Raw genomic sequence first — 25,343 nt, 5'->3', positions numbered from 1 at the left:
CCCCTGCCGCCAATTTTGTGCGGTTATAGGTTATAGAAAGTCCCGCAGTTCTTTCACAAAATCGGTGAACCTGTCGTGGTGGACCCAGTGTCCAGCACGCTCGTATTCTGTGACGGATACGTTGTCCCCGAAATACGCCAGCCGCCCATCCTTCTCGGGGTTGGAGGCCCATGAATCTGCGCCATAGATGAAGCGCGTGGGGCATGTGATCCGCCCCCACATTTCCTGCAATCCGCGCGACGATACATCGTCCAGCGGCCATGCATGGAGATGCGGATCGAATTTCCAGCTGAAGGTGCCGTCTTCGTTTCGCATCACTGCGTGCAGCGTGAGATGGCGCGCCTGTTCCGCAGTGAGATAGCTGTTGGCTTCGTGCATCCGGCTCAGCGCACCTTCGAATGTTGCGTAGCGTTTGGGCTGGCGGCTGCTGGCTTCGCGCTTCTTGTCGATCCATTCGATCCAGTGCTGATGGTAGGGCTTCTCGCGCCGTTCCGCCTGCACCTTGGGACTGGGGCCGAGCCCTTCGATCGCCACCAGTTTGCGGACGTTTTCCGGGTACAGCCCGGTATAGCGGATCGCGATATTCCCACCCAGCGAATGCGCGACGATCGTTACCGGGGCGAGCTGAAGCTGATGGATCAACTGGCTCAGATCGAAGACGAAGCCCATGATCGGGTAATGCCCGTTGTTGTTCCATTCGCTGTCGCCGTGGCCGCGCAGATCGGGGCAGATCACGTGCCAGTCTTCACGCAACGCTTCCGCGGTCCAGTCCCAGTTGCGACAATGGTCGCGTCCGCCATGCAGCAGGATCAGCGGCGGCGCCCCGGCATTGCCCCAATCGACGTAATGCAGGCGAGTGCGCTGCGATATGTAACTCTGCGAAGTCGGGCCGATCAGGTCCATTTATCCTCCATTGAGCACCTTTTACGCTTACGTGAGCGTAAAATGCGTTGCGGATCGCCACCGATAGGATAGGCTCCTGTCAAAGACAATCACGAGAGAGGACTTCCCGCAATGCCCGTTATCGACGTTCCCCCGCCGCAATTCATGGAAGATGAAGAGATTGCGATCTTTTCCGATGCGGTCGGCAAGTTTTTCGAACAACATGCCCCGGCCAAACGGGTGGAGACATGGCGCGAAAACGGGCAGGTCGATCGCGAATTCTGGACCGAAGCGGGCGCGGCTGGCCTGCTGGGGATGACAGTGCCGGTCGAATATGGCGGGCACGGCGGCGATTTCCGTCACGATCTGGTCGTCCTGTCGCAGCAGGCGGAAAAGGGTGTCGACGGGTTCGCGGCCAGCCTGCACAATGTCATCATCCTGCCGTACATCGTCCGCCACGGGACCGAAGAGCAGAAGAAGAAATGGCTGCCCCGGCTGGTCAGCGGCGAACTGATCAGCGCGATTGCGATGACCGAGCCGGGCGCGGGATCGGATCTGCAGAACATTTCCACGACGGCAATCAAGGACGGCAACGGATACCGGCTGAACGGTGCCAAGACCTTTATCTCCAGCGGTCAGCTTGCCAATTTCGTTGTGGTCGTCGCCAAGACCGACCCCAGGGAAGGGGCCAAGGGCATTAGCCTGATGTGCCTCGAAACCGATGGCGCGGAAGGGTTTCGGCGCGGCAAGAAGCTGGACAAGGTCGGGATGGATGCCGCCGATACCAGCGAACTGTTTTTCGACGACGTGTTCGTGCCCGGCGAAAACGTGCTCGGCGGGGTCGAAGGGCGCGGGTTTTATCAGTTGATGGGCGAATTGCCGCAGGAACGGCTGGTGATCGCTGTCGGCGCGATGAGCACGATCGAGCGCGCGCTGGAAACCACGGTCGAATATGTCAAACAACGCAAGGCGTTCGGCAAAACGATCTGGGATTTCCAGAACACGCAATTCGTGCTGGCCGATCTGAAGGCCAAGGCGACCGCGGGCAAAGTCTTCCTCAACGATTGCATCGCCAAATTGCTGCGCGGCGAACTGGATGTGACAACCGCCTCGATCGCCAAATACTGGCTGACTGAATTGCAGGGCGAAGTGGTGGACAAGTGCCTGCAATTCCACGGCGGCTGGGGCTATATCAACGAATATGCCATCGCCAAGATGTTCCGCGACAGCCGCATCAGCCGGATTTTCGGCGGGTCGAATGAAATCATGAAGATGCTGATCGCGAGGTCGATGTGAGCGGCGGTGCGGCGATGGCCGGGCAAACGTTCCGCGACGGTTTGCTGGACGGGAAAGTCGCCTTTATCGCAGGCGGCACCAGCGGGATCAATCTGGGCATCGCCAAACGGCTTGCCGAATTGGGCGCGAAAGTGGCGGTGTGCGGGCGTGACCCGGACAAGGCCGCCCGCGCGGCAGCCGAGATTGGCCACGACGCGCGCGGGCTGAGCGCTGATGTCCGCGATTTCGCGGCCATTCGGGCTGCGCTGGAAACGGCAGTGGATGCGTTTGGCAAGCTGGACATTGTCGTGGCCGGGGCAGCGGGGAATTTCCTGGCGCCTGCGCTCGGCATGTCGGCCAATGCATTCAAGACAGTGGTCGATATCGATCTGCTCGGCACATTCAACACCTTCCGCGCCTGCCACGATCTGCTCAACCTGCCGGGGGCCAGCCTGATCGCGATCACCGCCGGTCAGGCGGAACAGGCGATGGCGATGCAGATTCATGCCTGCGCGGCGAAGGCAGGGGTCAATCAGGTGATCCGCACGCTGGCCATCGAATGGGGGCCCGATGTGCGGGTCAACGGCATTTCACCCGGCCCCATCGACGGGACGGAAGGGATGGCGCGTCTCGCCCCCGATCCCGTGACCCGCGCCGCCCATGAAAATCGCATCCCGACCAAGAGATGGGGCGAAGTGGGCGAGATTGCTGATGCGGCGGTATTTCTCAGCTCGCCCGCCGCCAGTTATATTACCGGGGCAATTCTGAACGTTGACGGCGGTAGCTCGGTGGGCGATGCGGGGAGGATGGATACTTCCAAAGGACTCGCCTGATCGATGATCGCGCAAACGATCCAGCTTGCGCTGGCACCGGTGTTCGCGCTGGTCGCTATCGGAAATATTCTCAACCTTCTGTCGACCCGGCTGGGGCGGGTGGTCGATCGCAGCCGCGCATTGCAGGATCGCTACGCCAACACCGTAGGTATCGAACACGATATGGTCGTGCGCGAAATCCGCCTGATCGACCGGCGGATCAAGCTAATCGGTCGGGCGGTGCTGTTTCTGGTGTTGTCCGGCCTGTCGATCGGGCTGACTGTGGCCCTGCTGTTCGTGCAAGGGATAACCCATGTGGCCCTGGAACACTTCGCGGCGGCCAGCTTCACGTTGGCGATCACTCTGCTGATGGGTGGACTGGTGCTGTTCCTGATTGAAACGCGCGCGGCATCGGCAGCATTGCAGATTCCGGAAGAATATCTGGAACGCGACCGTTCCATTTGAAACGAGCGGAGCGGGCCGGGTTATTCCGATGCGACCGGTGCATCGACGATTATAGTCATATCCTGCAGCATCACGGCCTCTATCGTGCCGTCAGGGGAAGAACCGGAATACGCGAACTGGCCCGATAGCGGCACAGACTGATTGTCCAACAACAGCCAGTTGGCCTGCGCCATTTGCGGAACGGATTTGCGACTGGCGGGGGCGGGCATCAGTTCGCCTTCCGCCGGGGTGTGGGCGGGCACTGCGACCAGCCCGCCCACGGTGAGGGGACGGGCCACCTCCATCAGGAAACGGCGGGCGACGACAGTGCCTTCCTGTGAGGGAGGGAGACGGTCGACTATTCGAAGTGTCACTGCAGTGCCCGCCGGCACAGTCACTGGTACTTTGCGAGCCGGGCGTGGGGCTGGCGATGCACTGGCAGGAAGGATGCGGAGCGATACCTGAACCGGGCTCGACACCGATCCGCCCCCGGCCCGCGCCAGCCCGGCGGACAGGCAAATCGAGATGACGCCTGCGCCGGCCAGCAAACTGACAATTGTCTTCGGCGGCATCTGGCGGGTCCTCCCTGTGCATTGGGATCGGCATGTGCCTGGTCGGAAAACCGCAAGACGCCGCCGTTCAGGCTGATTGAACGACAGCTTGGGTCAAGATTTAAGCCGCCTGGGCTTAGGGGAAAATACTATTGCCGCTGTAACCACGCAGCCTGTTTGCCTCGGCCCGGCGGCGAAATGCGCCCGCTTTCTTGTTTGAGCGATGCGGGGATGGCGGGGTAAAATACTTGACTGTCAAACTACGTCTGCTGGTAAGAGGACGTCCGTGGGTTGCGGCATGGGGAGATATACAATTCGCACGATCTTGGCTGCAGGACTGTTATCGCTTGGTATTGCAGGATGCTCTCACGGTGCTGGTGAACCTGTGCAGCACATCTCTGCGGACGCCGTGCCACCATCCAGCCAGTTGAGTTCTGCTGCCCGCAATATTCTCGCGCAGATGAAAGTGGAAACGGCGCCCGCCGCCATCGCCGGGAATCTGGCTCAACAGCGTGCGTTTTACGGTGCGTGGAACGATCGCCGTCTGGCTGAAATGAACCGTGCTTTCGCCACAATCGATACCCGCAGCGAGATTGGCGGAGTGCCGGTGGACGTGGTGACTCCGCAAGGCGGGATCGCCCTGGCGAACCGCAATCGGGTGCTGATCAATGTACACGGCGGCGCATTTATGTGGGGGGCGGGCAGCGGTGCGCTGGTCGAAGCGATTCCCATCGCTGCCACTGGCCGGATCAAAGTGGTGACAGTCGATTACCGGCTGGCCCCTGAACACACATATCCCGCTGCGTCGGAGGATGTGGCCGCGGTCTATCGCGCGTTGCTCGATGAATATCCAGCGGCCAATGTAGGGATATATGGATGTTCGGCAGGCGGAATTATCACCGCACAGGCGACCGCGTGGTTCGCCGCGCATGGCCTGCCCCGGCCCGGCGCCATCGGCACCTTCTGCGGCACGGGCGCGCCTTATTCAGGCGATAGCCCGTATCTCTCGGCCTTTCTCGGCAGGGAGAAGATGCCACCGCCCGCCGGATTACCAAAGCAAACCGCCAATCCATACCTTATCGATGTGCCGCGCGATGATTGCACGGCCTATCCGCTGACCTGCGATGCGACGACGGCTGCTATGCCGCCGACCTTGCTGCTGGCGGGCGGGCGCGATTTCGCGGCCAGCGCGCTGACACTGGCGCACCGTCGCCTTGCTGCGGCTGGGGTGAAAAGCGAGTTGTATCTGTTCGACGGATTGCCCCACGCTTTCTTCATGTGGCCCGACATGCCTGAATCGCACGAAGCATTCGCGCGGATCGTGGACTTTTTCGACCGCCATCTGGGCCGCGCCCCGCGCGCTGCCGACCGCCAGTAGGCGACTGTCGCCTGAGCCCTGTCGCCATACCTATTTTTGCCTGAAGAGGACACGATGACCAAGCCGATCCCTCGCCTGAAATCCCGCCTTGCCCGCCTGGCACTGGGCGCTGCCGCTGTGTTTGCGCTGGCGGCCAATGCTGCGCCGCCGACCCCGGCGGATATCTATGGCGATCTGTTCATCAGAGTGCAGGAAGGGCGGGTGTTCGGGGACAACAAGACATTCGTCGATGCCGTGCCCACCCGCGATCCGCAGGCGATCATGGCCGATTACAACACGGCCCCGCCGCGCGATGCGGTCGCGCTCAAGGCGTTCGTGCTGGCGAACTTCACTGTGCCGGGGGTCAACGATACCCCGCTCTTGCCGATGCGCGATCATATCAAGGCGCTGTGGCCGCAACTGGTGCGTCAGCCCGAACCGGCGGTAGCGGGCAGTTCGAAGATCCCGCTGCCCGCACCCTATATCGTGCCGGGTGGCCGTTTCCGCGAAATCTATTACTGGGACAGCTACTTCACTATGCTCGGCCTGCGGGCCGACGGGGATCAGAAGCTGGTCGAATCGATGCTGGACGATTTCGTCAGCCTGATCGAACGCTATGGCCACATTCCCAATGGCACCCGCACCTATTATGTCAGCCGGTCGCAGCCGCCGTTCTATGGCCTGATGCTCGACCTGCAACAGACCGATGATGCCACGGTTAAGGCGCGGCGGCTGGCGGCGCTGAAAACCGAACACGATTTCTGGATGGCGGGCGCAAGATGCGCGACCCGGGGCAAGCCGTGCGAACGGGTGGTGGCGATGCCCGATGGCACTATGCTCAACCGATATTGGGACGGTCGCGACACCCCGCGTGACGAATCCTATGCCGAAGACCGCGCGACCGCGGCGGAAATCCCCGGTCGGCCTGCGCCGCAAGTCTATCGCGATTTGCGCGCCGCTGCGGAAAGCGGGTGGGATTTCAGTTCGCGCTGGTTTGCCGACGGGCGCACGCTGGCGACGGTGCACACCACCGATATCGTGCCGGTCGATCTCAACGCTCTGCTCTACGCGATGGAAATTCGTATCGCGGACCAATGCCGGGAAGCGGGAGACAAGGCCTGTTCGCGCAAATACCGCAAACAGGCGATCCGCCGACGGGTGGCAGTCGATACCTACCTGTGGGTGCCGGATGAAAAGCGCTATGCCGACTGGAATGCCGCCGCCGGCAAAGTGACCGCGACGCTTTCCGCCGCGACGCTCTACCCGCTGTTCGTTGGTATGGCGGGGCAGGAGCAGGCCGACGATGTGGCGGCGACGACAGAGGCCGAATTGCTGGCGCAAGGCGGGTTGCGGACCACGCGTATCCGTTCGGGTCAGCAATGGGATACGCCCAATGGCTGGGCACCGTTGCAATGGATCGCGGTGGATGGGCTGGATCGATATGGCCACGGCGCACTGGCCCGCACGATTGCCGACCGCTGGCTGCATACCGTTGCGCGGACATATGCCGAAACCGGCAAGATGCTGGAAAAATACGATGTCGAAGAACGCAAGCCCGGCGGTGGCGGCGAATACCCGCTACAGGATGGCTTCGGCTGGACCAATGGCATCGCCAGCGCGCTGATGGACCGTTATCCCGATATCGATCCGACGCAGGACAGCGCCAGCGCGGAATAGCCATCTGCCCCGACAGCTTGGGGTAAGTCGCAAAGACCAAAGCAAAACGGGCCGGCGGTTTATCTCCGCCGGCCCGCTGTTTTTGCGCCTCTTCAGACTGCGATCAGAACTTGTACGCAGCGGAGAAGGTGAACGAACGGCCCAGGATCGGTCGGGCGAGGATCGTGCCCGAACCCTGCGAGCCGATGATCCGCGGGTTGCCTTCGGTCAAACCGATTTCGTTGGTCAGGTTGGTGCCGGTCACCCGCAGGTTCAGGCGTTCCATCACATCGACAGAGACACCGGCATCGAGCTGATAGAACGACGGCAGCAACTGCTGGTTTTCCGGGTCGGAGAAACGATCGCCATAGTATTGAACCGTGGCGTACACCGTCGGCCTGAACCCGCCCACTTCGAGTTCGTAGCTCGGGGTTACGCGCCACTGCCACTTTGGCTGACGCTGCACCCGGTTGCCGGTGTTGTCGATCGTGCCGTTACCAGTGAAGAAATCCTGATACGTCGCATCGAGGTAGGTTCCGGCGAAGCCCAGGCTGAAGCCATAGAACGGACCGACCGAACCATCGACTTCCACACCGGTCGCTTCCGCCCCGCCAGAGGCCACTGTCGGCGTCGTGCCTACCAGCTGGACCGACGAAAGACCGTCGAAGTCGTTATGGAACCCGGTGGCATAGAAGCGTATCATCGGACCCGACACTTTCAGACCGCCTTCGACGGTCTTCACAGTGGCGATATCGGTCACGCCTTCGCGCAGGTTATCGAACTGCGGGAAGCTCTTGCCCTGACTATAGCGAGCGAAGATGCCGATACCGGGCATGATTTCGAAATTCGCACCGCCGGTGAACGACCATGCATCGTCGCGATAGCTGATCGGGGTCTGGGTCGGGCCGAAAGTCGACTCATTGTTGTCGTAGAGGGTGTTGGCATTGCCGTCGAGATCGACCGAAACCGGCTGACGGACATAGCCATCGACTGTGTGGCGCTGCCAGCGCACACCGCCATCGATCCGCAGCTGATCGGTGATCTGCAGTTCGTCGGTGGCGTAGAGCGCGATATCCTGTCCGTCATACGCGGCGTTCAGGAAATAGGTCGAACCCTGCATGAACCCGTCGCGGGTGCCGACAGTGCCATCGGCATAGTTGATGTCGATCCGGCGGGCGTTGTTTTCCGCGCTCAGCACCATGCCGTTGCCCAGGTTCCAGTTATCCCGCGCGTAATAGTCGGCATAATAGACACCGGCGGTCAGCTTGTTCGGCCCCATTTCGAACTCGGCGGCGAAGTCGTTGACGAAGCTGTCGATCCGCTTGTCCACGGTCCAGATGCCGGCCTGCATCACTTGCTGCGTGCCAGCGACTGTGCTGCCATCATCCACATATGTGAATGTCGCGCCCGGTGCGGCGGTCGCGCCGGAAACGCCCGCAAGGTACAGGTTGTCGGCATAGGCCTGCAACGTGGTCGGCGGGCCGGAGGGGACCAGCCCGACAGTGAAGGTCGTGCCGCCCATATAGCTCATCCGGTCGCGCAGACGCAGGCTATCGGTCACGCCGACATCGAAATTCGCGCCGACGTTGAACACCTTGGCCCCGCGGCCACGGGCCAGATCGACATCGTCCCCGTTGTTGAGTGTGGTGTAGCGTACATCGTTGCTGGCGAGTGTGCCGGTGTGCGCGTCGAAGCCAGCGAATTCGGAAATCTCGTCGCCGTTCTGGGTAACCGGGATCGGCAGCAGCCACTGCCCACGGTCGTTCAGATAGCGGGCATAGAGCAACATCGAGCTGTCGTTGCTGAAATCGTGGCGCAGGTTCACAGTGAACTGGCCACCTTTTTCCGCATCGAACTGCGGATCGCGCACACCGGTGCCCTGACGATAGAAGCCACCAGCCATAAAGGTGGTGTTTTCGTCGATCGGGCCGGAGACATAGCCATCGGCGCGATACTGGCCATAATCGGTGATGCTGCCTTCCAGCATGCCTTCGAAATACTGGCCGCCTTCACGCTGCACGAGGTTGACGGTCAGGCCCGGCTGGCCATTCGAAAACAGCGATCCGGTGCCGCCGCGCACCGCTTCGACGCGGGCAACGGTGTTGTCGATACGGATAAGCTGCGAGTTTTCGAGGAACGACAGCGTCGGCGGCGGGAAGATCGGCACGCCTGAAGACTGGAAGGTGACGAACGCAGCGTCGCCGCCCGAGGGGTAACCACGCACGAAGATGTTCGCGCCGTTCTGCCCGCCAGAGCTTTCGACTGCGACGCCGGGCACCAGTTTGAGCACATCGGCGGTGCTGGCGGGCGCCGCTTCGGCAATGGCGTCGGCGTCGAGCGAGGTTACCGCAAAGGCGGCATCCTGGCGGCGCATACCGGCACCGGCGGTGCCGACCACTACGATTTCATCGCCTGAGCTGGCAGTGGTGTCTGCGTCTGTCGACGCAGCATCCTGCGCCATTGCCGGGGCGGCGGATAGCGCCAGCGCAAATGCGCTCGACGCCAGATAGATTGAGGGTTTCATTGGTTTGTTCTCCTGCCTTGAGAATGCATCGCTTGCCGTCGATCCCACCGGATTCGAGATGCGGTTTGAAATGGTTTGCAATGGCGGTGAGCGTTCCCCATCCCCGCGCATCCGACGCGAGATGACTTCGGGGGAGCGCAGAGTCCGGGGGCGCTGATACAGCCTAAGTGATAGACTGGTATGGCGTGCCAGACACCGCAGACGTTATAGTTGATTTGCCCATCAAGATTTCTCCACTGGGCGCGAAGTGGGATTCCGTACCTTCGCTGTCAAGAAAACGGCTGCACCTGCATACGAAACCATCGGTGGCGCGACAAAAATGCAACGCCTGTTCGGACGGTCGGAGTAAATGCTGCTGGATCGATATAACTTTGTAAAATCAGTAAGATGCGTCGAGGGCTCTATCCCCGCGACGCATGGTCCAGCGGTTCGCCGTCGATCGGGTATCCGGCATCAGCCGGAATGGCCAGCCATGGCCGCCCGTCGCGTTGTTCCATCCACGGCGTGATCGTTCGCACCGGATGGGCCAGCGCATCCGCGCGGCCATCGGCGAAGCTGGAATATTGCGCCAGTCGTTCGAGATTGCGACGGGTGGGGAAGATGACGCTCAGATCGCCTGCCTCTGCCGCGGCCAGAGCGTCGGCGGCGCTGGTCCAGAACAGATGCGTGTTTTCGGTGGCGTCGATCTCCACCTCGACTGCACCTGTGCCCAGATCGGCAAGATAGAAGCGCGTATCGAAAACGCGCGGCAGACGTTCATTTTTGGGATTCCACCGGGCAAAGGGGACCAGCGCCTCCAGATCGAGTGTCCAGCCCATAGCGGTCAGCACCGGGGCCAGTTCGCCCTGTTCCAGCAGCAATGCCCGTGCGCGCCGTGCATCATCGGCATCGACCGCCTCGCGCAATCCGATGGCCAGCCCGGTTTCCTCCAGCGTTTCACGAACCGCAGCGATGCGGTGTGCGGTTTCCTCCCGATCGTGATCGCAGCTGAGCGTGTCGGCCAATGCAAAGTCAGCGGGATCGACCCGCCCACCGGGAAAGACCGCTGCGCCGCCCGCGAACGACATCTGGCGCGCACGGGTGACCATCAGCAATTCCGGCGCGGTGCCCCGGCGGGGATTGCGGAAGACGACGACAGTGGCGGCGGGAATAATGTTTGATGGCGTGGAATCGTTCATGGCGAATACCTTGGTCCCGCACCGAATGCTTGCCAAGCCCCATCGGCCCGGTGTCAGGCGGATTGTATGCCGCAGAGTGTCGGAAAATTTAACAGATGGGCACCCGGCGAAATTTCTTTAACCATCGTAAGTGCCGGAAAACTGCGCTTCGTTGAAACTGGCACGGGACATGCTAATATAGATGCACCCAAATGTTGACTAAGAGGAGGGGCCACAAGTCTCCCGGCCCTGCCTCCCCAAACCCCAGCAAAAAGCCCCGAAGCGGATAGCGCTTCGGGGCTTTTTTCATTCGGTTGCCCGGAAGAGGGCGCCGATAACGGGGTGAGAGGATCAGCTGGCCTTGGCGACCTGCTTTTCATCCAGCATCTGCTGAAGCTCGCCCGCTTCGTACATTTCCATCATGATGTCGCTGCCGCCGACGAATTCACCCTTCACATAGAGCTGAGGGATCGTGGGCCAGTCGGAAAACGATTTGATACCCTGGCGGATTTCCATGTCCTGCAGCACATCGACACTGTCATAGGCGACACCGCAATGATCGAGGATTGCCACGGCGCGGCTGGAGAAGCCGCACTGTGGAAACAGCGGGGTTCCTTTCATGAACAGGACGACATCGTTGCCGGAAACGATATCGGTAATACGTGCGTTGACGTCGGACATGGTAACGACCTGCGGTTGAATTGCTTTATGCGATGTCAGTTGGGGACGGCGGTGGTGAGTTGCAAGGCGTGGAGTTCGCCGCCCATCCGCCCGCCCAGCGCATCGTACACCAGTTTATGCTGCGCCACGCGCGTTTTGCCCACGAATGCGGGGGACACGACATGGGCAGCATAGTGATCGCCATCACCCGCCAGATCGCGAATGGTCACCTCCGCATCGGGCAAAGCCGCCACGATCAGCCGTTCGATATCTTCCGCCGCCATCGCCATGATACGATCAGCTTCCGCTCATCAACTGGCGACGCGCCTCGACAGCCTTTTCTTCGAGCGCGACGCGCACGGCGGCTTCGTCGATATCGATGCCCGCACCGGTCAGGTCGCCCAGAACCTTGCGAACGACGTCTTCGTCACCCGCTTCTTCGAAATCGGCCTGCACCACTGCCTTGGCATAGGAGTCGGCCTCTTCCGGGGTCAGGTTCATCTTTTCCGCTGCCCAGTGGCCGAGCAGTTTGTTGCGCCGCGCGGCAATGCGGAAAGTGGTTTCTTCGTCGAAGGCGAACTTGCGCTCTTCGCCGCGCTCACGATCGTTGAAATCGGTCATGACTGTCCTCGTATGTAGCTACCTGCCAGCGCATAGGGGGCAGGCGCGTGGGCGGCAAGCACTCTCCGCCACCCACGGACCAATGCGGCATTATTCCATCGTTACGACCAGCTTGCCAACGGCCTGCCGATTTTCCAGCTTGGCAATCGCTTCACCGCCGCGTTCGAGGGGGAACGTTTCAGATACCAGCGGATCGATCCGCCCGTCTTTCAGCATAGCGAACAGTTCATCCACCTGGGCGCGGAATTTTTCCGGTTCGCGTGCAGTGAACGCGCCCCAGAACACGCCGCAGATGTCGCAGCTTTTCAACAGAGTGAGGTTGAGCGGCATCTTCGCGATGCCTGCCGGGAAGCCGACCACCAGAAAGCGGCCTTCCCATGCGATCGCGCGCAGGGCCGGTTCGGAATATTGCCCGCCTACGATATCGTACACGATATTGGCACCATCGGGGCCGCAGGCGGCTTTGAAGGCATTGGCCAGATCCTTGCTGGCGGCCTTGTCCATTTCGCCTTTGGGGTAGATCACGACATCGTCGGCCCCGGCTTTCCTCGCGATTTCGCCCTTTTCCGCGCTCGACACAGCGGCGATCACGCGCGCGCCGAATGCCTTGCCCAGTTCCACCGCCGACAGGCCGACGCCGCCCGCGGCGCCGAGCACCAGCATCGTGTCGCCCGCCTTGATATGGCCGCGATCCTTCAGTCCGTGGATCGTGGTGCCATAGGTCATCATCAGCGATGCGGCCTTTTCGTAGGGCACGCCATCGGGCACGGGGAACATGCGCGCGGCCGGTACGCAGACCTTTTCCACCAGACCGCCGTTGCCGATCCCGGCGAGCACTTTATCGCCCACGTTCCAGCCTTCGACCCCTTCACCGATAGCTTCGATCACACCGGCGATTTCGCCGCCGGGGGCATAGGGCCGCTCCGGCTTGAACTGATAGAGATCGCGGATCATCAGCGTGTCGGGATAATTGATCGCACAGGCTTTTACATCGACCAGCACCTCTCCCTTGCCGGGGGTGGGGGTATCGATTTCGTCCAGCGTCAGGGTTTCCGGCCCGCCGATGGCGTGGGTTCTCAATGCTTTCATGCGGCTCTCTCCGTTCCGTGGGCGAGCCATGGCATATCGCTGGCCTGCCTCTTTTCGTATGTGTCGATGGCGGTGTCGCGCGCCAGAGTCAGCCCGACTTCGTCCAGCCCTTCCATCAGGCAATGTTTGCGGAACGGGTCGATTTCGAACGTGAAACGGTCCTGAAACGGAGTGGTCACCACCTGATTTTCGAGATCAATCGTCACCGGATCGCTCGCCGCCACTTCCAGCAGGCGATCGACCTGTTCCTGCGGCAAAGCGACCGTCAGGATGCCGTTCTTGAAGGCATTGCCAGAAAAAATATCGGAGAAGCTGGGCGCGATCACCGCCTTGATGCCGAGGTCGAGCAGGGCCCAGGCGGCATGTTCGCGGCTCGATCCGCAGCCGAAATTGTCGCCTGCGATCAGGATCGGCGCATTGGCGAATTCGGGGTCGTCGAACACATTGCCCGGCTCGGCGCGCACGGTTTCGAACGCGCCCGCTCCCAATCCCTCGCGCGTGATGGTCTTCAGCCAGTGCGCGGGGATGATGACATCGGTATCGACATTCTTGCGCCCGAACGGGATCGCCCGGCCTTCCACGCTATCGACTGGCTCCATCAATCGGTCTCCGGGGCTTCGCCTGATGGAATTACGCCGGGCTTATCGGGCGAATTCGCCTTCTTTTCCTTGCGCTTGTTTGCATAGAGCAGCGCCGCGGCGACTGCTGCCGATCCGATGGCCCCTGCGGCCATGGCCGCTGCCTTGCCAGTGAGTTTCTTGGTCATGCCGCTATCAATGCGGTGCCCGTCGGGCGGACGCAAGAGGGTGTGTCAGGAATTCGCCTAGTTGGCCCCAAAGCCGCTCTTTCTCCGCCAGCGGCATCGCGGCATATGCGGGCGAAGAGGAGGGCAGATCGATCAGAGCGAGCGGCGGTTCAGGCGGCGGGCCGGCGAGCTGGGCGCGCCCGATGGCACTGGCCTTGCGGCCGTTGAACGCCACCGCGCGCAACTGTGGCAGGCGAGCGATCAGATCGGACAGCGGTGCGTGTTCGGCATGGCGGATCGCGGAATCGAGGCTGCCCTCGCGGCGGGCCGATGCCACCGTGTCCCACAGGGCGATGCCTGCTGCCTGCACCGCCGCCAGCCGCGCATCGTAATCGAGCGTCACCAGATCGCGCCCGATTACCCCGCCGATCAGATGCCAGAACCGGTTTCGCGGATGCGCGTAATATTGGCGGGCCGCCAGCGAAGCCTCCCCCGGTAAGCTGCCGAGGATCAGCAGCCGCGCCTGCGGATCGGCAACCGGGGCAAAGGCGGTTTTGCGTGCGGTCAGCCGACCAGTTCCCGCACGTCGGTCAGCTTGCCGGTCACCGCCGCCGCCGCCGCCATCGCGGGGCTGACCAGATGGGTGCGCGCGCCGGGGCCCTGACGACCCACGAAATTGCGGTTGGAGGTGGAGGCACAGCGTTCGCCCGCAGGCACTTTATCGGGATTCATCGCGAGGCAGGCCGAACAACCCGGTTCGCGCCATTCCAGCCCGGCATCGGTGAATACCTTGTCCAGCCCTTCGGCCTCCGCCTGTGCCTTCACCAGTCCCGATCCGGGGACGACGATAGCCCATTTCACGTTCGCTGCCTTGTGCCGCCCGCGCAGCACATCGGCAGCGGCGCGCAAGTCTTCGATCCGGCTGTTGGTGCAACTGCCGATGAACACGTTTTCGATCGCCACATCGCTCAACCGCTGGCCCGGCTCCAGCCCCATGTAGGCGAGGCTTTTTCGCACGGCTTCCTGCTTTGACGGATCGGCATAGCTTTCCGGGGCTGGCACGACCGCGCCGATGGGGGCGACATCTTCCGGGCTGGTGCCCCAGGTGACTGTGGGTTCGATATCGGCGGCGTCGATGGTCACCGACTTATCGAACTGCGCGCCGGGATCGGTCGCCAGCGAGCGCCACCATTCGACCGCGCGGTCCCAGTCGCTGCCAGTGGGCGCATGCGGGCGGCCCTTGAGATAATCGAACACTTTGTCGTCGGGCGCAATCAGCCCGGCGCGGGCACCGCCTTCGATGCTCATATTGCACACCGTCAGGCGGCCTTCCACGCTCATCGCTTCGAACACCGGGCCGCGATATTCGATCACATAGCCGGTGCCGCCAGCGGTGCCGATCACGCCGATCACGTGGAGGATCAGATCCTTGGGCGTGATGCCGGGGCGCAGTTCGCCGGTCACGCGCACTTCCATCGTTTTCGACCGCGTGAGCAGCAGAGTCTGCGTGGCGAGCACGTGTTCCACTTCGCTGGTGCCGATGCCGAAGGCCAGTGCACCGATCCCGCCATGCGCGGCGGTGTGGCTGTCGCCGCACACGATGGTCGCACCGGGAAGCGAGAAACCCTGTTCGGGGCCGACAACGTGGACGATGCCCTGCGCCGCATCGGTCGGGCCGATATATTCGATGCCGAATTCAGGTGCGTTGCACTCCAGCGCGGCAAGCTGCGCCGCGCTTTGCGGATCGGCGATAGGCAGACGGTTGCCCGCTGCATCGAGCCGCGCGGTGGTCGGCAGGTTGTGATCGGGCACCGCCAGCGTCAGATCGGGGCGGCGAACCGGGCGACCGGCGGCGCGCAATGCCTCGAATGCCTGCGGGCTGGTCACTTCGTGAACCAGATGGCGATCGATATAGATCAGGCTGGTGCCATCGTCGCGCGTTTCGACGACGTGAGCGTTCCAGATTTTTTCGTAGAGTGTGAGAGGGCGTGTGGCCATGTCCGGTTGGCTAGGCTGCACCCGATGCGGGGACAAGATGGGAAATCTTGCCCCCGCTCAAGGTCCGGCGACAGGCGCCGGGTTCGCTGGCATCGCGCTTACCGACGATAGTCGTTGCGCCGGCTATCGTCGTACCGGGCGGTCTTTGAATTGTGGTTCCTGGTCGCTTTGTTCAGTGCGTTCTCGACCGTGCCGATCCGCTTGTTCAGCGTATTGATTTCCGACCGGGTGAAGCCATTGCGGGCGTAACTGCGCCAGGTGGATTCCAGCCGATCTACCTGCCGGTCGAGCTGAGTGGCTTCACGATGGGTGATCGCCCGACGGGATTCAGCGCGGTCGATCTTGTGGTCAAGTTGCGTGATCTGAGCGCGCAATGTCGAGCCATTGTTATATGCGACGTTCTTGTGCGGAGCAGCGGAAGCCGGTGCAACCATCCCGATGGTGAGTGCGGCGGCGATAGTGGCAGCGATGAACGGGCGGGCAAATTTCATGGTCATTCTCCTTTCGAAACCCTGGGTGGAGCGGGTCCGTGCGTTCAGAAATGGCGCCTGCCAGATGAACGGTTCAGATACGATCTGTCGCAAATTGTCGCTGTCGCGTAACATTGTGTCTGGCAGGTTTGATCCGCGATAATCCCCGCGGCGACAGGTGCGGTTTCAGGACCGAATAGTCATGGAATGGCAACCCTATCTGTGCTAGTTTACAAATATGTCAGCAAGCCCGTTTCATTTCCCGATCCGCATCACCCCCGACGATATCGATTTTATGGGGCACGTGAACAATTCGCGCTATCTCGGCTGGGTGCAGGATGCGGTGCTGGCGCACTGGAACAAACTGGCCCCTGCCGATGCCGTGGCCGCGCGGCTGTGGGTCGCGCTCAAGCACGAAATCACCTATCGCAAACCGGCATTTCTGGAAGACGATGTGATTGCCCGGACTGTGCTGGAAAAAATTCACGGTGCGCGCGCTTTCTATCACACCGTAATCGAACGCGGCGGCGAAGTTCTGGCCGAAGTCCGGTCGAGCTGGTGCTGCGTCGATGCCGACACGCACCGCCCGGCGCGGATCGGCGATGAAATCGCGCGGTTCTTTTTCCCGAACGACTGACGTATAGCGGCAGGCACGATGAGTGTGCTTGCCAATATCCTGTTCCCCGCTGCAATTGTCGCCGCCAGTGTGCTGGCGATGGAAGGTGTCGCGTGGGGCAGCCACAAATACATCATGCACGGCTTTGGCTGGGGCTGGCACCGCGATCACCACGAACCACACAGCGGTTTCTTCGAGAAAAACGATCTCTACGCGGTGTTCGGCGCTGCGCTCAGCATCGCGATGTTCGCGCTTGGCAGCCCGATGATAATGGGGGCAGGGGCGTGGTGGCCCGGCACATGGATCGGGCTGGGCGTGCTGATCTACGGCCTGATCTACACGCTGGTGCACGACGGGCTGGTGCATCAACGCTGGTTCCGCTGGGTGCCCCGGCGCGGCTATGCCAAGCGGCTGGTGCAGGCGCATAAACTGCACCATGCCACTGTGGGCAAGCACGGCGGAGTCAGCTTCGGCTTCGTCTTCGCCCGCGATCCGGCCCGCCTGAAGGCCGAACTCGCCGCCCAGCGCGTCGCTGGCATTGCCGAAGTGCGTGAGAGTGTGGGGCGGGGGTTTTAGCGGGCGTTTTGTCTGTTTCGCGAAAGGGGGAAGCTGGACCCCGGGTCAAGCCCGGGGTGACGAGAAAGGGAGGGGCAGTCAGGATAGCCAGCCGGCTTGGTATCTGCGTAACCACCCCACGGTTCACCCACCTCCGCCGCCACTCGCAACAACGTCACCCCGGGCTTGATCCGGGGTCCAGCTAACCTTCGCATCTCGCATTAGATCAGCCAGCCCGACAGGTCCTCCCAGCCGGGATTGCCTTTCTCCACCAACGCGAACTTCCATTCGCGTCGCCAGTGTTTGATGCGCTTTTCATGCGCGATGCACGTGGCGATATCCTCACCACGTTCCGCCCATACCAGTCTGGTCAGGCCATATCGTGCACAGAACTCGGAGCCATTGCCCGCGATATGCTGGTGAATGCGGCGCGGCAGATCGCTGGTGACGCCAATATAGATCGTGCCGCGATAACGGTTGGCCATCATATAAACCCAGCCGCCGCGCTTCTCCCGATCCATTTGCGTGGTGGAAGGGGAAGCTGGACCCCGGATCAAGTCCGGGGTGACGGGGTGACTAAGAATTGAGGGTTTTACGAATGATCAATGTGACGGCGTGACCGGCGCGCGCCGCCGCGTACAGATGATCCCTTCGCGAACCCGCACAACGTCACCCCGGACTTGATCCGGGGGCCAGCTACTTTCCGATCGCGCCACTCCCCACTTTCCTACACCCCATACGCGCCCCTAAAACGCGCTGTATGACAAATATCCACCACCTGCACATTTCGTCAAAAAGCGAAGTCCACACTCAGCCTCTGGCGCAGACCCCGTTTTACCGAGGGCGCGGCGGGCAAAAGTCACACTTTTCAAAACTCAAAGGAGCGGTCCATGTCTCCCCCGTTTTGACCGGTTTTCCTTGCTCCCGACCCGTCGCCCGCTAGGATAATGGCATAAAGGGGAGACCACGATGGAATATGTACTGATCCTGCTGCTCGCTGCGCTGGGCGTGTTTCTGATGAGCAGCGTCCGCGTCGTGCGGCAGGGGTATGTCTATACGATCGAGCGGTTCGGGCGGTTTACCAAGTCGGCCGATCCGGGGCTGCACATCATCACGCCGTTCATCGATCGCGTGGGCCACAAGATCAACATGATGGAACAGGTGCTCGATATTCCGGGGCAGGAGATCATCACGAAAGACAACGCGATGGTCGGGGTCGATGCCGTGGTGTTCTTTCAGGTGCTGGAAGCGGGCAAGGCGGCATACGAAGTGTCGGGCCTGCATCCGGCGATCATGGCGCTGACCACCACCAATCTGCGGACGGTGATGGGCAGCATGGATCTGGATGAAACCCTGTCGAAGCGGGACGAGATCAACGCCCGCCTGCTGTCGGTGGTCGATCATGCGACTTCGCCGTGGGGGGTGAAGATCACCCGTGTCGAGATCAAGGATATCCGCCCGCCGATGGACATTTCCGAAGCGATGGCGCGCCAGATGAAGGCTGAACGCCTGAAACGCGCCGAGATTCTGGAGGCGGAAGGCGACCGCGCCAGCCGCATTCTGCGTGCCGAAGGGGAAAAGCAGTCCGCTATCCTCTCCGCAGAGGGCAAGCGCGAAGCGGCGTTCCGCGATGCCGAGGCCCGCGAACGCGCGGCAGAGGCCGAAGCGCGCGCCACGCAGATGGTGTCGGACGCCATCGCGCAAAGCGGCAACGCGGCCATCAACTACTTCATCGCGCAGGAATATACCAAAGCGGTGGGCAAGTTCGCCACCAGCCCCAATGCCAAGACGATCCTGTTCCCGGTGGAGGCGACTCAACTGATCGGCTCGCTCGGCGGCATCGGTGAACTGATGCGTGAAGCGATCAAGCCGGGCGATGTGACGACGCCAGTGCCCTCTGCCACACCCGATGCGCCGGTGTCGCGCAGCCGGGCGCAGGCAACGGTGCCGCATACCGGGCGCAGCGGTTCCTGATGGACTGGCTGGGCGATCTGGACGCCTATTGGGCGTGGCTGTCGATCGGGCTGTTGCTGGCGATCATGGAAATGCTGGTGCCCGGCGTGTACCTGATCTGGCTGGCGCTGGCGGCTCTGGCGACCGGGGCGCTGACATACGTGCTCGATCTGGGGGTGCCGCTCCAGATCGTGAACTTCGTGTTCCTGTCGCTGATCATCGTGTTTTCCGCCCGCCGCATGGTGCGCGATAACCCGATTGAAAGCACCGATCCGTTGCTCAACAACCGCATGGGGCGATTGGTGGGGCAGAGCGCGACTGTCACTGTGGCGATCAGCGATGGCGACGGGCGCGTACGGCAGGGGGACAGCGAGTGGCTGGCTCGCGGGCCAGATATGGAGAGCGGTGCGCGGGTGCGGATCATCGGTTTCGAAGGCGGCACACTGCTGGTCGAACCACTCACCCGGCTGGAAGACAAGCGCGATGGTCCGGCGGCGAACGGCGCTCCGGCGTGATCGCTGGGCGGGCTTGCAGAACCTGACTGGATGGATGGGGGCCGTGCGCCCCCGGATCAGCCCGCTACGGTTTCGTTGAACCGGCCATAGCGACGGAAACGGGTCATCCAGCGGTCGAGGAACAGGCCCAGCGGGCGCGGCGCAATGCCGAGCTGCTTCATACCCGGCAGCTTGCCACTGGGGACGTTGCCTTGCCTTAGCATGGTCCACTGGTCGCTGTTCATCGGGGTGCCCGGCAGCGCCGCAAACAGCGCAGAGAGCGAATCGGGCATTTCGATGAAGGTTCGCTTGCGATGCTGGCTCGCTGCGATTCTTTGGTGCAGCGTCAGCATGGTGATGGTTTCCGGGCCGGCGATTTCGAAGGTCTTGCCCCCGAACGCCGCCGGATCGGCCAGTGCCACCACCACGGCCTCTGCCGCGTCGTCCACGAACAGCGGCTGGAGCGGGGCGTGGGGGGCGAACACGGGCAGGACGCGGAAAGTCGATACCAGCCCGGCGAACATCTGGATAAAGTGGTCGTCGTCACCGAACAGGATCGATGGGCGCATGATTGTCGCCTTGGGAAACGCGGCCAGTACCTCGGCTTCGCCAGCGGCCTTGGCCTGAGCATAGCCGCTGGGCGACTCGCTGTCGGCCCCGATGGCACTGACATGGACCAGCGCGGCTACCCCCGCTGCGGCGGCGGCGCGCGCGACATTGCCCGCACCATCGGCCATCGTCGCTTTCAGGTCGCCCTCAAATGCGCCGACGAGGTTGACCACGGCATCGGCCCCGCGCACCGCGAATGCGACAGTATCCGGCTTGGTCACGTCGCACGGCAGGAACTCGATCTGCCCCAGTTGCGCCAGCGGCTTAAGCTTGAATGCCCGTTCCGGGTGACGGCTGGCAATGCACAGCCGCGCCCCACGTTCGAGCAGCGCCTGCGCGACATGGTCGCCAAGGAAACCGCTGCCGCCGATGATTGTCACCAGCTTGCCATTCAGGGGATCGCGAGATGCCATTGCTTGCCTCGATAGGGGTATAATTTGGACGGTTGGTATCGCCCTGCCAAAACCCACCGCCTCCTGCAACACCGCATCGCGCGACAAGATGCGCGGCAAGGCATGCGCGGTGGGTTTCTGCGGTAATGTGTAGTTCGTAATGCGATCGTCGTTGACAACCCCCCGCCACCCCAGCTATCGGCGCGCCCCTACCCGCAGCTGGCTTTGATGACCGGCTCGATTGTGTGCCCAGATGGCGGAATTGGTAGACGCACCGTCTTCAGGTGGCGGCGCTCGCAAGGGCGTGGAGGTTCGAGTCCTCTTCTGGGCACCATTTGTTCTTCTCACGTTCTCCCAAATAATCTATAAAACCCGCAGAAATCCTAGGGATTTGGCCCTTGGATCGTTCCGGATCGTCCCGCCTGTTCTCGGGGGTTCCAGACACTTTTGTGGGCCTTTTGAGGCCGTTTCGCAAAGGCCCAGATGAAAAGGCCCCCACATGCCGCTGACAGATACTCGACTCCGAGCTCTCAAGCCCAAGGATAAGCCCTACAAGGTCACCGATGAGCGCGGCCTATATGTTGAGGTCACGCCCACCGGCGGCAAGCTTTGGCGATTCCGATACCGGATCGGCGGTGCGCAAAAGAAGCTCTGCATTGGTAGCTATCCAGACATCAGCCTCAAGCAAGCGCGAGACGTAGCCTACGAGGCGCGACGAGCTGTCGCTTCTGGAGGCGACCCGGCCTTTGAGAAGCGGAAGCGGAAAATCCGCGCGGAGTTCCTTTCTGCACAGACGTTCGAGGCAGTCGCACGTGAGTATATTGAACAGATGATGGTCCAGAATGGCCGCGCCGATGGCACGATCGTCAAGGCCAATTATTTCCTCGACAAGCTTGCGCCTGCCATCGGGAACCGACCCATCCACGAGATCGAGTCGTTTGAGGTCCTGGCTCCCCTCAAACGACTGGAAGCCACTGGTAAGCACGAGACTGCGAAGAAATGTCGCTCGTTCGCTGGCCGCGTGTTCCGCTATGGGGTCGCAACGACCCGTTGCAAATCCGATCCGACCAGTATGCTGAAGGGTGCTCTCGTAACGCCGCGAGCCACGCATTATGCTGCAATCCTCGAGCCCACCGAGCTAGGCGGGCTGCTGCGCGCAATCGACGATTTCACTGGCTACATGGTGACGAAGTTAGCCTTGCAGATAGCGCCGCATGTGTTCGTACGCCCCGGCGAACTCCGCCACGCCGAATGGCATGAGATCGACCTCGTCGATGGGGTCTGGAAGATCCCTGCCGGTAAAATGAAAACGCGCCGAGCGCATGCCGTCCCGCTTTCCAAGCAGGTTAGAGGCTATCTCACTGATCTGTCCGAGATGCTCGGTCGTGAAGGATATGTTTTCCCATCTGCGCGCAGCTCCAAGCGTCCCATGAGTGAAAACACGCTCAATGCCGCATTCCGTCGCATGGGATACTCGAAAGAAGAAGTCACCGCGCACGGACTCCGGGCGACAGCATCGACATTCCTGAACGAATCGGGACTTTGGAATCCGGATGCAATCGAGCGGGCCCTTGCACATGGCGACAGCAACGTTGTGCGTGGCATCTACCATCGCGGCAAACATTGGGATGAGCGCGTGCGGATGGCTCAATGGTGGAGCGACTACCTCGATGAGCTTCGGACAGGAGGAAAGGTCATCATGGGAAAATTTGCGAAGGGTTGATCGGAAGAACGAGTTTCTTCTCAGCCAGTGCAGGACTGAAGGCTCAGGATCAGCCCTATCAGGGACACTGACGCCAGCAAGCCGAACTCAATTCTGATGCCCCAGACGTTAAGCCAATTCCGCATCGTGCCGAGCCTCAGTTCTTAGAGCTTTGGCAGCTAAGCTGATCGAAGCGCTCAGCAACAGTCTTCCACGTTGCTATGCCTGCCTCGTCCCCTTCGTTGGATAGCCGCTGGATTTGCTGCGTGATATACGCGGCTCCCTCGTCGCCATGGTTCTTTTCGACCCAAAGCGCGACGGCCCACAATTCCTGGTCGCGGTTCAGCACCATGGTTCACGTCTCCCGGTCCAGGTCCGCGCCAGCCCTTCGCTGACTAACTGATCGCCAAGCGAGCGGCCGCCGCGCGTTACAACCCGCAGCTTACGACCGTACTGATCCTCATCTCTGCTCCCGATGGTCCTCAGTTCAAAGGGCCCGCCATTGAGCAATTCGACAAGGCGGTGCGTCGCACGCATGCCGAGTTGGTATTCATAATCGCAACGAGGCTCGCTGATCTCGGGAGTATCGATGTCGGCAATGCGGATCTTCACGCCATCAAGCCAGAAAGTATCTCCATCCACGACGCAAGTTCGCCGGATGGATCCGCAGATGTCGAATTGTGGGGAGCTCGCTTGCTGGAATAAAGCCAGAGGCTGCTGATCGTCGTTGGCAAGGCTGGCATCATGGACTGGCCAATTGAGTGCCAGCATCCCTCCAGCAAGTACGACCGCGAATGCTCCCAAACCCAACGCGATCTCCCTTCTCAGCTTTCGGCGCTTCTGTGCCTTCAACGCCTTGCGAAAGTCGAACGGCTCACCGGGGGTCTCATTCACTAGCGTTGTCCGTCTTCATTCCGGCACATGATTTCAGACAATAGCCGGAAATCAGGCAGTTTCGTCAATTGTGCGTACCAATTGCTTGCCAACGTCCCAACACGGACCGGACATATTGCGGTGTTTCACCGTTGCTGGGAATGCCGCGTGATCGGGAGACGGCACCTGGGCCAGCATTGTAAGCAGCCAAGGCCAGGTGGACTGCGTCGAACCGGTCCAACATATCGCGAAGGTACCTGGCGCCACCGTCGATCGATGCAAGAGGGTCATGACGGTTCCGGACGCCCAGTTCTCTCGCCGTGGCCGGCATAAGCTGAGCCAGCCCGGCAGCACCGGCTGGACTAACAGCCATCGGATTGAAGCGGGACTCAGCCCAGATAAGAGCACGAAGCAGGTTGGTCGGAAGCCCGTACCGGCGTTCAGCCTCGGCTATCGCCGCCATATACAAGCCTTCCCGGTGGGATACGTTTGCTGGCTCGGCCTGGTAGATTGCAGGAAGATATTCCCTTGCCGGCTGCTGGCCCGTCTTCGGCGGAACGATCGCGTGCTCGAACAAGGTGAAATCCTGGGCGCGTACTTGCTGTGAGGAGGTCGCGATCATCCCCAGACAGGCGACCGCTAGCGCGGTCAGACAATTGAGGCAGTTCATCTCGTCTTGTGCTCCATTGATTCGAATCGAAAGAGAACATAAAAAGAACATGTGCCTGTAGGAAATCAGGAACTGGATTTTGGGGCTGCCGACCAAGCAAAAAGCGACATCGGAAGGTGCGATGGCCGGGATTCGCGCAGGCTGATCGCGCAGCAGCGCCGCCTGTGCCGACTTTAGCGCGAAGGGTGCTGCGATACGCGCGAGCGCGGCCGGAATTCGCGCGAATTGTCGAAGGAAGCTGATTCGTTCCTTCCTCCATGTTCTCTAGATGTTCTTTTCGTTTTCCTACAGGCTTCCTTCGCGGTTAGCGGTGAGTCGTTCACTTCTAGAGATAAGGATTCGTCGATGAACAACATGGCGCTCTTTGCCGAACAACAGGTTCGCGCCGACCTCGCCCGGCTGCTTTTGGCGGCCGTCGAAGCCAGCGGTCGTGCCCGCTGCGACATCGCGCGCGACGCGCAGATCCATAAGGATGCCTTGCGCCGGGTCCTTGCAGGCGAGCGTTCGGCCAGCCTCGGCGAAGCCTTGCGCATTCTTGCCGCGAGCGGAGTTGCGCCGCACGCACACCTGCTCCTCTTCCTCGTCAGCAGCGGCGATCACGCGATTGCGTGGTTGCAATCGGACCTCGCGCAATTCTTCGAGGACTTTTCCGGGGAGCTGCCTTCAGCACTCGAGCGTGTCTTGGGCAACCAGGTTCATGACGTGAAGCCGCGTTGGGCCAAAGGCACCGCGCACCGGGTTGCGCGCTTGCTTTCCGACCACATCGATGAGCTTGAACGAAAGGATGCGCTACTCGGCGATGTCTTTGCCGGTGTCGAAGGAGGCCATCGTGGGTGAAGAGATCGACAAAGGAGCGACGGAAGCCCGCAGGGTCACTCGCCTCATTCGTTTGCCGGAAGTGCAGCATCGTGTCGGGCTGGGCCGATCGACGATCTATCGCTGGATGGCCGAGGGCAAGTTTCCGAGACCAGTGCAACTCGGTGGATATGCCGTTGCGTGGGCCGAGCACGAGATCGAGAATTGGATCGATGACAGACTCGGATGAACGCAATGGGGCCGGTAGCGTAAAGGCCGGATCCAAGCGGCGAAATATGAGAGCGGCGTCTCTGTACGACTTCGCCTGAACTTCATAGCGGCAGAAATGCCCATCCCAATTTCGGGAAAGATGAATAAATCACTCGGAACTCAGCACCAGAGGCCGGCACGAGTGAAAGAGCGTTGCGCACAGAGTCGAGCCG

The 25,343-nt window shown here is 61.4% G+C and carries 30 protein-coding genes and 1 tRNA gene; 13 read left to right on the top strand and 18 right to left on the bottom strand.

Annotated elements, in window-relative coordinates; genetic code table 11:
* Window positions 1–30: 30 nt before the first annotated feature.
* Entirely contained in the window at window positions 31–903 is an 873-nt protein-coding gene (locus tag D6858_RS04040) for an alpha/beta fold hydrolase (RefSeq protein ID WP_120107391.1), read from the bottom strand.
* 111 nt (window positions 904–1,014) lie between these two features.
* On the opposite strand from D6858_RS04040, the gene D6858_RS04035 reads away from it, so the two are divergent.
* The 3 genes from D6858_RS04035 to D6858_RS04025 are packed head-to-tail and all read left to right on the top strand — an operon-like array spanning window position 1,015 to window position 3,434.
* The gene (locus tag D6858_RS04035) at window positions 1,015–2,178 is read left to right on the top strand and encodes an acyl-CoA dehydrogenase family protein (RefSeq protein ID WP_120107389.1); all 1,164 of its coding nucleotides are present in this window, start codon (window positions 1,015–1,017) and stop codon (window positions 2,176–2,178) included.
* 14 nt (window positions 2,179–2,192) lie between these two features.
* Complete coding sequence (locus tag D6858_RS04030; RefSeq protein WP_120107900.1) at window positions 2,193–2,990, top strand: SDR family oxidoreductase; 798 nt, start codon at window positions 2,193–2,195, stop codon at window positions 2,988–2,990.
* Window positions 2,991–2,993: 3 nt separating this feature from the next.
* Window positions 2,994–3,434, top strand: a complete 441-nt coding sequence (locus tag D6858_RS04025; RefSeq protein ID WP_120107387.1) for a DUF2721 domain-containing protein — start codon at window positions 2,994–2,996, stop codon at window positions 3,432–3,434.
* 20 nt (window positions 3,435–3,454) lie between these two features.
* Here D6858_RS04025 and D6858_RS04020 read toward each other — a convergent pair whose 3' ends face one another.
* Window positions 3,455–3,985, bottom strand: a complete 531-nt coding sequence (locus D6858_RS04020) for a hypothetical protein (RefSeq protein WP_120107385.1) — start codon at window positions 3,983–3,985, stop codon at window positions 3,455–3,457.
* A gap of 364 nt (window positions 3,986–4,349) precedes the next feature.
* On the opposite strand from D6858_RS04020, the gene D6858_RS04015 reads away from it, so the two are divergent.
* Window positions 4,350–5,342, top strand: a complete 993-nt coding sequence (locus D6858_RS04015) for an alpha/beta hydrolase (RefSeq protein ID WP_240623685.1) — start codon at window positions 4,350–4,352, stop codon at window positions 5,340–5,342.
* A 54-nt stretch (window positions 5,343–5,396) separates the two neighbouring features.
* Window positions 5,397–6,998: an alpha,alpha-trehalase TreF gene (gene treF, locus D6858_RS04010; protein WP_120107381.1), complete on the top strand. Its 1,602-nt coding sequence runs from the start codon at window positions 5,397–5,399 to the stop codon at window positions 6,996–6,998.
* Window positions 6,999–7,101: 103 nt separating this feature from the next.
* On the opposite strand, the gene D6858_RS04005 is transcribed toward treF, so the two are convergent.
* The 11 genes from D6858_RS04005 to D6858_RS03955 all read right to left on the bottom strand — a co-directional run bounded on the left by D6858_RS04005 (window position 7,102) and on the right by D6858_RS03955 (window position 16,262).
* Complete coding sequence (locus D6858_RS04005; RefSeq protein WP_120107379.1) at window positions 7,102–9,501, bottom strand: TonB-dependent receptor; 2,400 nt, start codon at window positions 9,499–9,501, stop codon at window positions 7,102–7,104.
* 401 nt (window positions 9,502–9,902) lie between these two features.
* Window positions 9,903–10,679 (bottom strand): NUDIX domain-containing protein, encoded by a 777-nt coding sequence (locus D6858_RS04000; protein ID WP_120107377.1) that lies wholly within the window; start codon window positions 10,677–10,679, stop codon window positions 9,903–9,905.
* 330 nt (window positions 10,680–11,009) lie between these two features.
* The gene (grxD, locus tag D6858_RS03995; RefSeq protein ID WP_120107375.1) at window positions 11,010–11,339 is read right to left on the bottom strand and encodes a Grx4 family monothiol glutaredoxin; all 330 of its coding nucleotides are present in this window, start codon (window positions 11,337–11,339) and stop codon (window positions 11,010–11,012) included.
* 35 nt (window positions 11,340–11,374) lie between these two features.
* A complete protein-coding gene (locus tag D6858_RS03990) occupies window positions 11,375–11,608 on the bottom strand; it encodes a BolA family protein (RefSeq protein WP_120107373.1) in 234 nt (77 codons plus the stop codon).
* Between the two features lie 7 nt (window positions 11,609–11,615).
* Window positions 11,616–11,939: a DUF1476 domain-containing protein gene (locus tag D6858_RS03985; RefSeq protein WP_120107371.1), complete on the bottom strand. Its 324-nt coding sequence runs from the start codon at window positions 11,937–11,939 to the stop codon at window positions 11,616–11,618.
* Window positions 11,940–12,029: 90 nt separating this feature from the next.
* Window positions 12,030–13,028 (bottom strand): NADPH:quinone oxidoreductase family protein, encoded by a 999-nt coding sequence (locus D6858_RS03980; RefSeq protein WP_120107369.1) that lies wholly within the window; start codon window positions 13,026–13,028, stop codon window positions 12,030–12,032.
* Window positions 13,025–13,627: a 3-isopropylmalate dehydratase small subunit gene (gene leuD / locus D6858_RS03975; protein ID WP_120107367.1), complete on the bottom strand. Its 603-nt coding sequence runs from the start codon at window positions 13,625–13,627 to the stop codon at window positions 13,025–13,027. Before leuD ends, D6858_RS03980 begins: the two co-directional genes overlap by 4 nt.
* Window positions 13,627–13,794, bottom strand: a complete 168-nt coding sequence (locus D6858_RS03970) for an isopropylmalate isomerase (RefSeq protein ID WP_120107365.1) — start codon at window positions 13,792–13,794, stop codon at window positions 13,627–13,629. Before D6858_RS03970 ends, leuD begins: the two co-directional genes overlap by 1 nt.
* Before the next feature lie 7 nt (window positions 13,795–13,801).
* A complete protein-coding gene (locus D6858_RS03965; RefSeq protein ID WP_120107363.1) occupies window positions 13,802–14,341 on the bottom strand; it encodes a DNA-deoxyinosine glycosylase in 540 nt (179 codons plus the stop codon).
* Entirely contained in the window at window positions 14,338–15,771 is a 1,434-nt protein-coding gene (leuC, locus tag D6858_RS03960; RefSeq protein ID WP_120107361.1) for a 3-isopropylmalate dehydratase large subunit, read from the bottom strand. Before leuC ends, D6858_RS03965 begins: the two co-directional genes overlap by 4 nt.
* Window positions 15,772–15,869: 98 nt before the next feature.
* Window positions 15,870–16,262 carry a hypothetical protein gene (locus D6858_RS03955; RefSeq protein WP_133305238.1) on the bottom strand — a complete coding sequence of 131 codons (393 nt, stop codon included), beginning with the start codon at window positions 16,260–16,262 and terminating at the stop codon, window positions 15,870–15,872.
* A gap of 217 nt (window positions 16,263–16,479) precedes the next feature.
* Here D6858_RS03955 and D6858_RS03950 point away from each other — a divergent pair, with 217 nt between their 5' ends.
* Together D6858_RS03950 and D6858_RS03945 are read left to right on the top strand one after the other, a co-directional pair.
* Window positions 16,480–16,878 (top strand): acyl-CoA thioesterase, encoded by a 399-nt coding sequence (locus tag D6858_RS03950; protein WP_102155031.1) that lies wholly within the window; start codon window positions 16,480–16,482, stop codon window positions 16,876–16,878.
* A gap of 18 nt (window positions 16,879–16,896) precedes the next feature.
* On the top strand, window positions 16,897–17,433 hold the full coding sequence (locus tag D6858_RS03945) for a sterol desaturase family protein (RefSeq protein WP_120107357.1): 537 nt from the start codon (window positions 16,897–16,899) through the stop codon (window positions 17,431–17,433).
* A 200-nt stretch (window positions 17,434–17,633) separates the two neighbouring features.
* Here the strand turns inward: D6858_RS03945 and D6858_RS03940 are convergent, their stop codons facing one another.
* Entirely contained in the window at window positions 17,634–17,933 is a 300-nt protein-coding gene (locus D6858_RS03940) for a GIY-YIG nuclease family protein (RefSeq protein ID WP_120107355.1), read from the bottom strand.
* 448 nt (window positions 17,934–18,381) lie between these two features.
* On the opposite strand from D6858_RS03940, the gene D6858_RS03935 reads away from it, so the two are divergent.
* Together D6858_RS03935 and D6858_RS03930 are read left to right on the top strand one after the other, a co-directional pair.
* A complete protein-coding gene (locus tag D6858_RS03935) occupies window positions 18,382–19,386 on the top strand; it encodes an SPFH domain-containing protein (protein ID WP_120107353.1) in 1,005 nt (334 codons plus the stop codon).
* On the top strand, window positions 19,386–19,880 hold the full coding sequence (locus D6858_RS03930) for an NfeD family protein (RefSeq protein ID WP_120107351.1): 495 nt from the start codon (window positions 19,386–19,388) through the stop codon (window positions 19,878–19,880). Before D6858_RS03935 ends, D6858_RS03930 begins: the two co-directional genes overlap by 1 nt.
* A gap of 56 nt (window positions 19,881–19,936) precedes the next feature.
* Here D6858_RS03930 and D6858_RS03925 read toward each other — a convergent pair whose 3' ends face one another.
* Window positions 19,937–20,881, bottom strand: coding sequence for an NAD(P)H-binding protein (locus D6858_RS03925; RefSeq protein WP_120107349.1), 945 nt, complete (start codon window positions 20,879–20,881; stop codon window positions 19,937–19,939).
* A 226-nt stretch (window positions 20,882–21,107) separates the two neighbouring features.
* Here D6858_RS03925 and D6858_RS03920 point away from each other — a divergent pair.
* A tRNA-Leu gene (locus D6858_RS03920) sits at window positions 21,108–21,194 on the top strand.
* Between the two features lie 165 nt (window positions 21,195–21,359).
* Window positions 21,360–22,583, top strand: coding sequence for a tyrosine-type recombinase/integrase (locus D6858_RS03915; RefSeq protein ID WP_120107347.1), 1,224 nt, complete (start codon window positions 21,360–21,362; stop codon window positions 22,581–22,583).
* Window positions 22,584–22,719: 136 nt separating this feature from the next.
* Here D6858_RS03915 and D6858_RS03910 read toward each other — a convergent pair whose 3' ends face one another.
* From D6858_RS03910 to D6858_RS03900, 3 genes are all read right to left on the bottom strand, one after another.
* Window positions 22,720–22,914, bottom strand: a complete 195-nt coding sequence (locus tag D6858_RS03910; protein ID WP_120107345.1) for a DUF6961 family protein — start codon at window positions 22,912–22,914, stop codon at window positions 22,720–22,722.
* Window positions 22,905–23,456, bottom strand: coding sequence for a thermonuclease family protein (locus D6858_RS15950; protein WP_205664871.1), 552 nt, complete (start codon window positions 23,454–23,456; stop codon window positions 22,905–22,907). The genes D6858_RS03910 and D6858_RS15950 overlap by 10 nt, the downstream gene beginning before the upstream one ends.
* Before the next feature lie 64 nt (window positions 23,457–23,520).
* Window positions 23,521–24,105, bottom strand: coding sequence for a lytic transglycosylase domain-containing protein (locus D6858_RS03900; RefSeq protein WP_120107897.1), 585 nt, complete (start codon window positions 24,103–24,105; stop codon window positions 23,521–23,523).
* 345 nt (window positions 24,106–24,450) lie between these two features.
* Here D6858_RS03900 and D6858_RS03895 point away from each other — a divergent pair, with 345 nt between their 5' ends.
* Window positions 24,451–24,942: a hypothetical protein gene (locus D6858_RS03895; RefSeq protein ID WP_120107343.1), complete on the top strand. Its 492-nt coding sequence runs from the start codon at window positions 24,451–24,453 to the stop codon at window positions 24,940–24,942.
* A complete protein-coding gene (locus tag D6858_RS03890; RefSeq protein WP_039388545.1) occupies window positions 24,935–25,150 on the top strand; it encodes a helix-turn-helix transcriptional regulator in 216 nt (71 codons plus the stop codon). The genes D6858_RS03895 and D6858_RS03890 overlap by 8 nt, the downstream gene beginning before the upstream one ends.
* Window positions 25,151–25,343: the final 193 nt, after the last annotated feature.

The organism is Tsuneonella suprasediminis (assembly GCF_003605755.1).
GTDB lineage: Bacteria > Pseudomonadota > Alphaproteobacteria > Sphingomonadales > Sphingomonadaceae > Tsuneonella > Tsuneonella suprasediminis.
The sequence above is the reverse complement of the archived record's forward strand: the minus strand, read 5'-3'. Positions and strand labels throughout refer to the sequence as shown.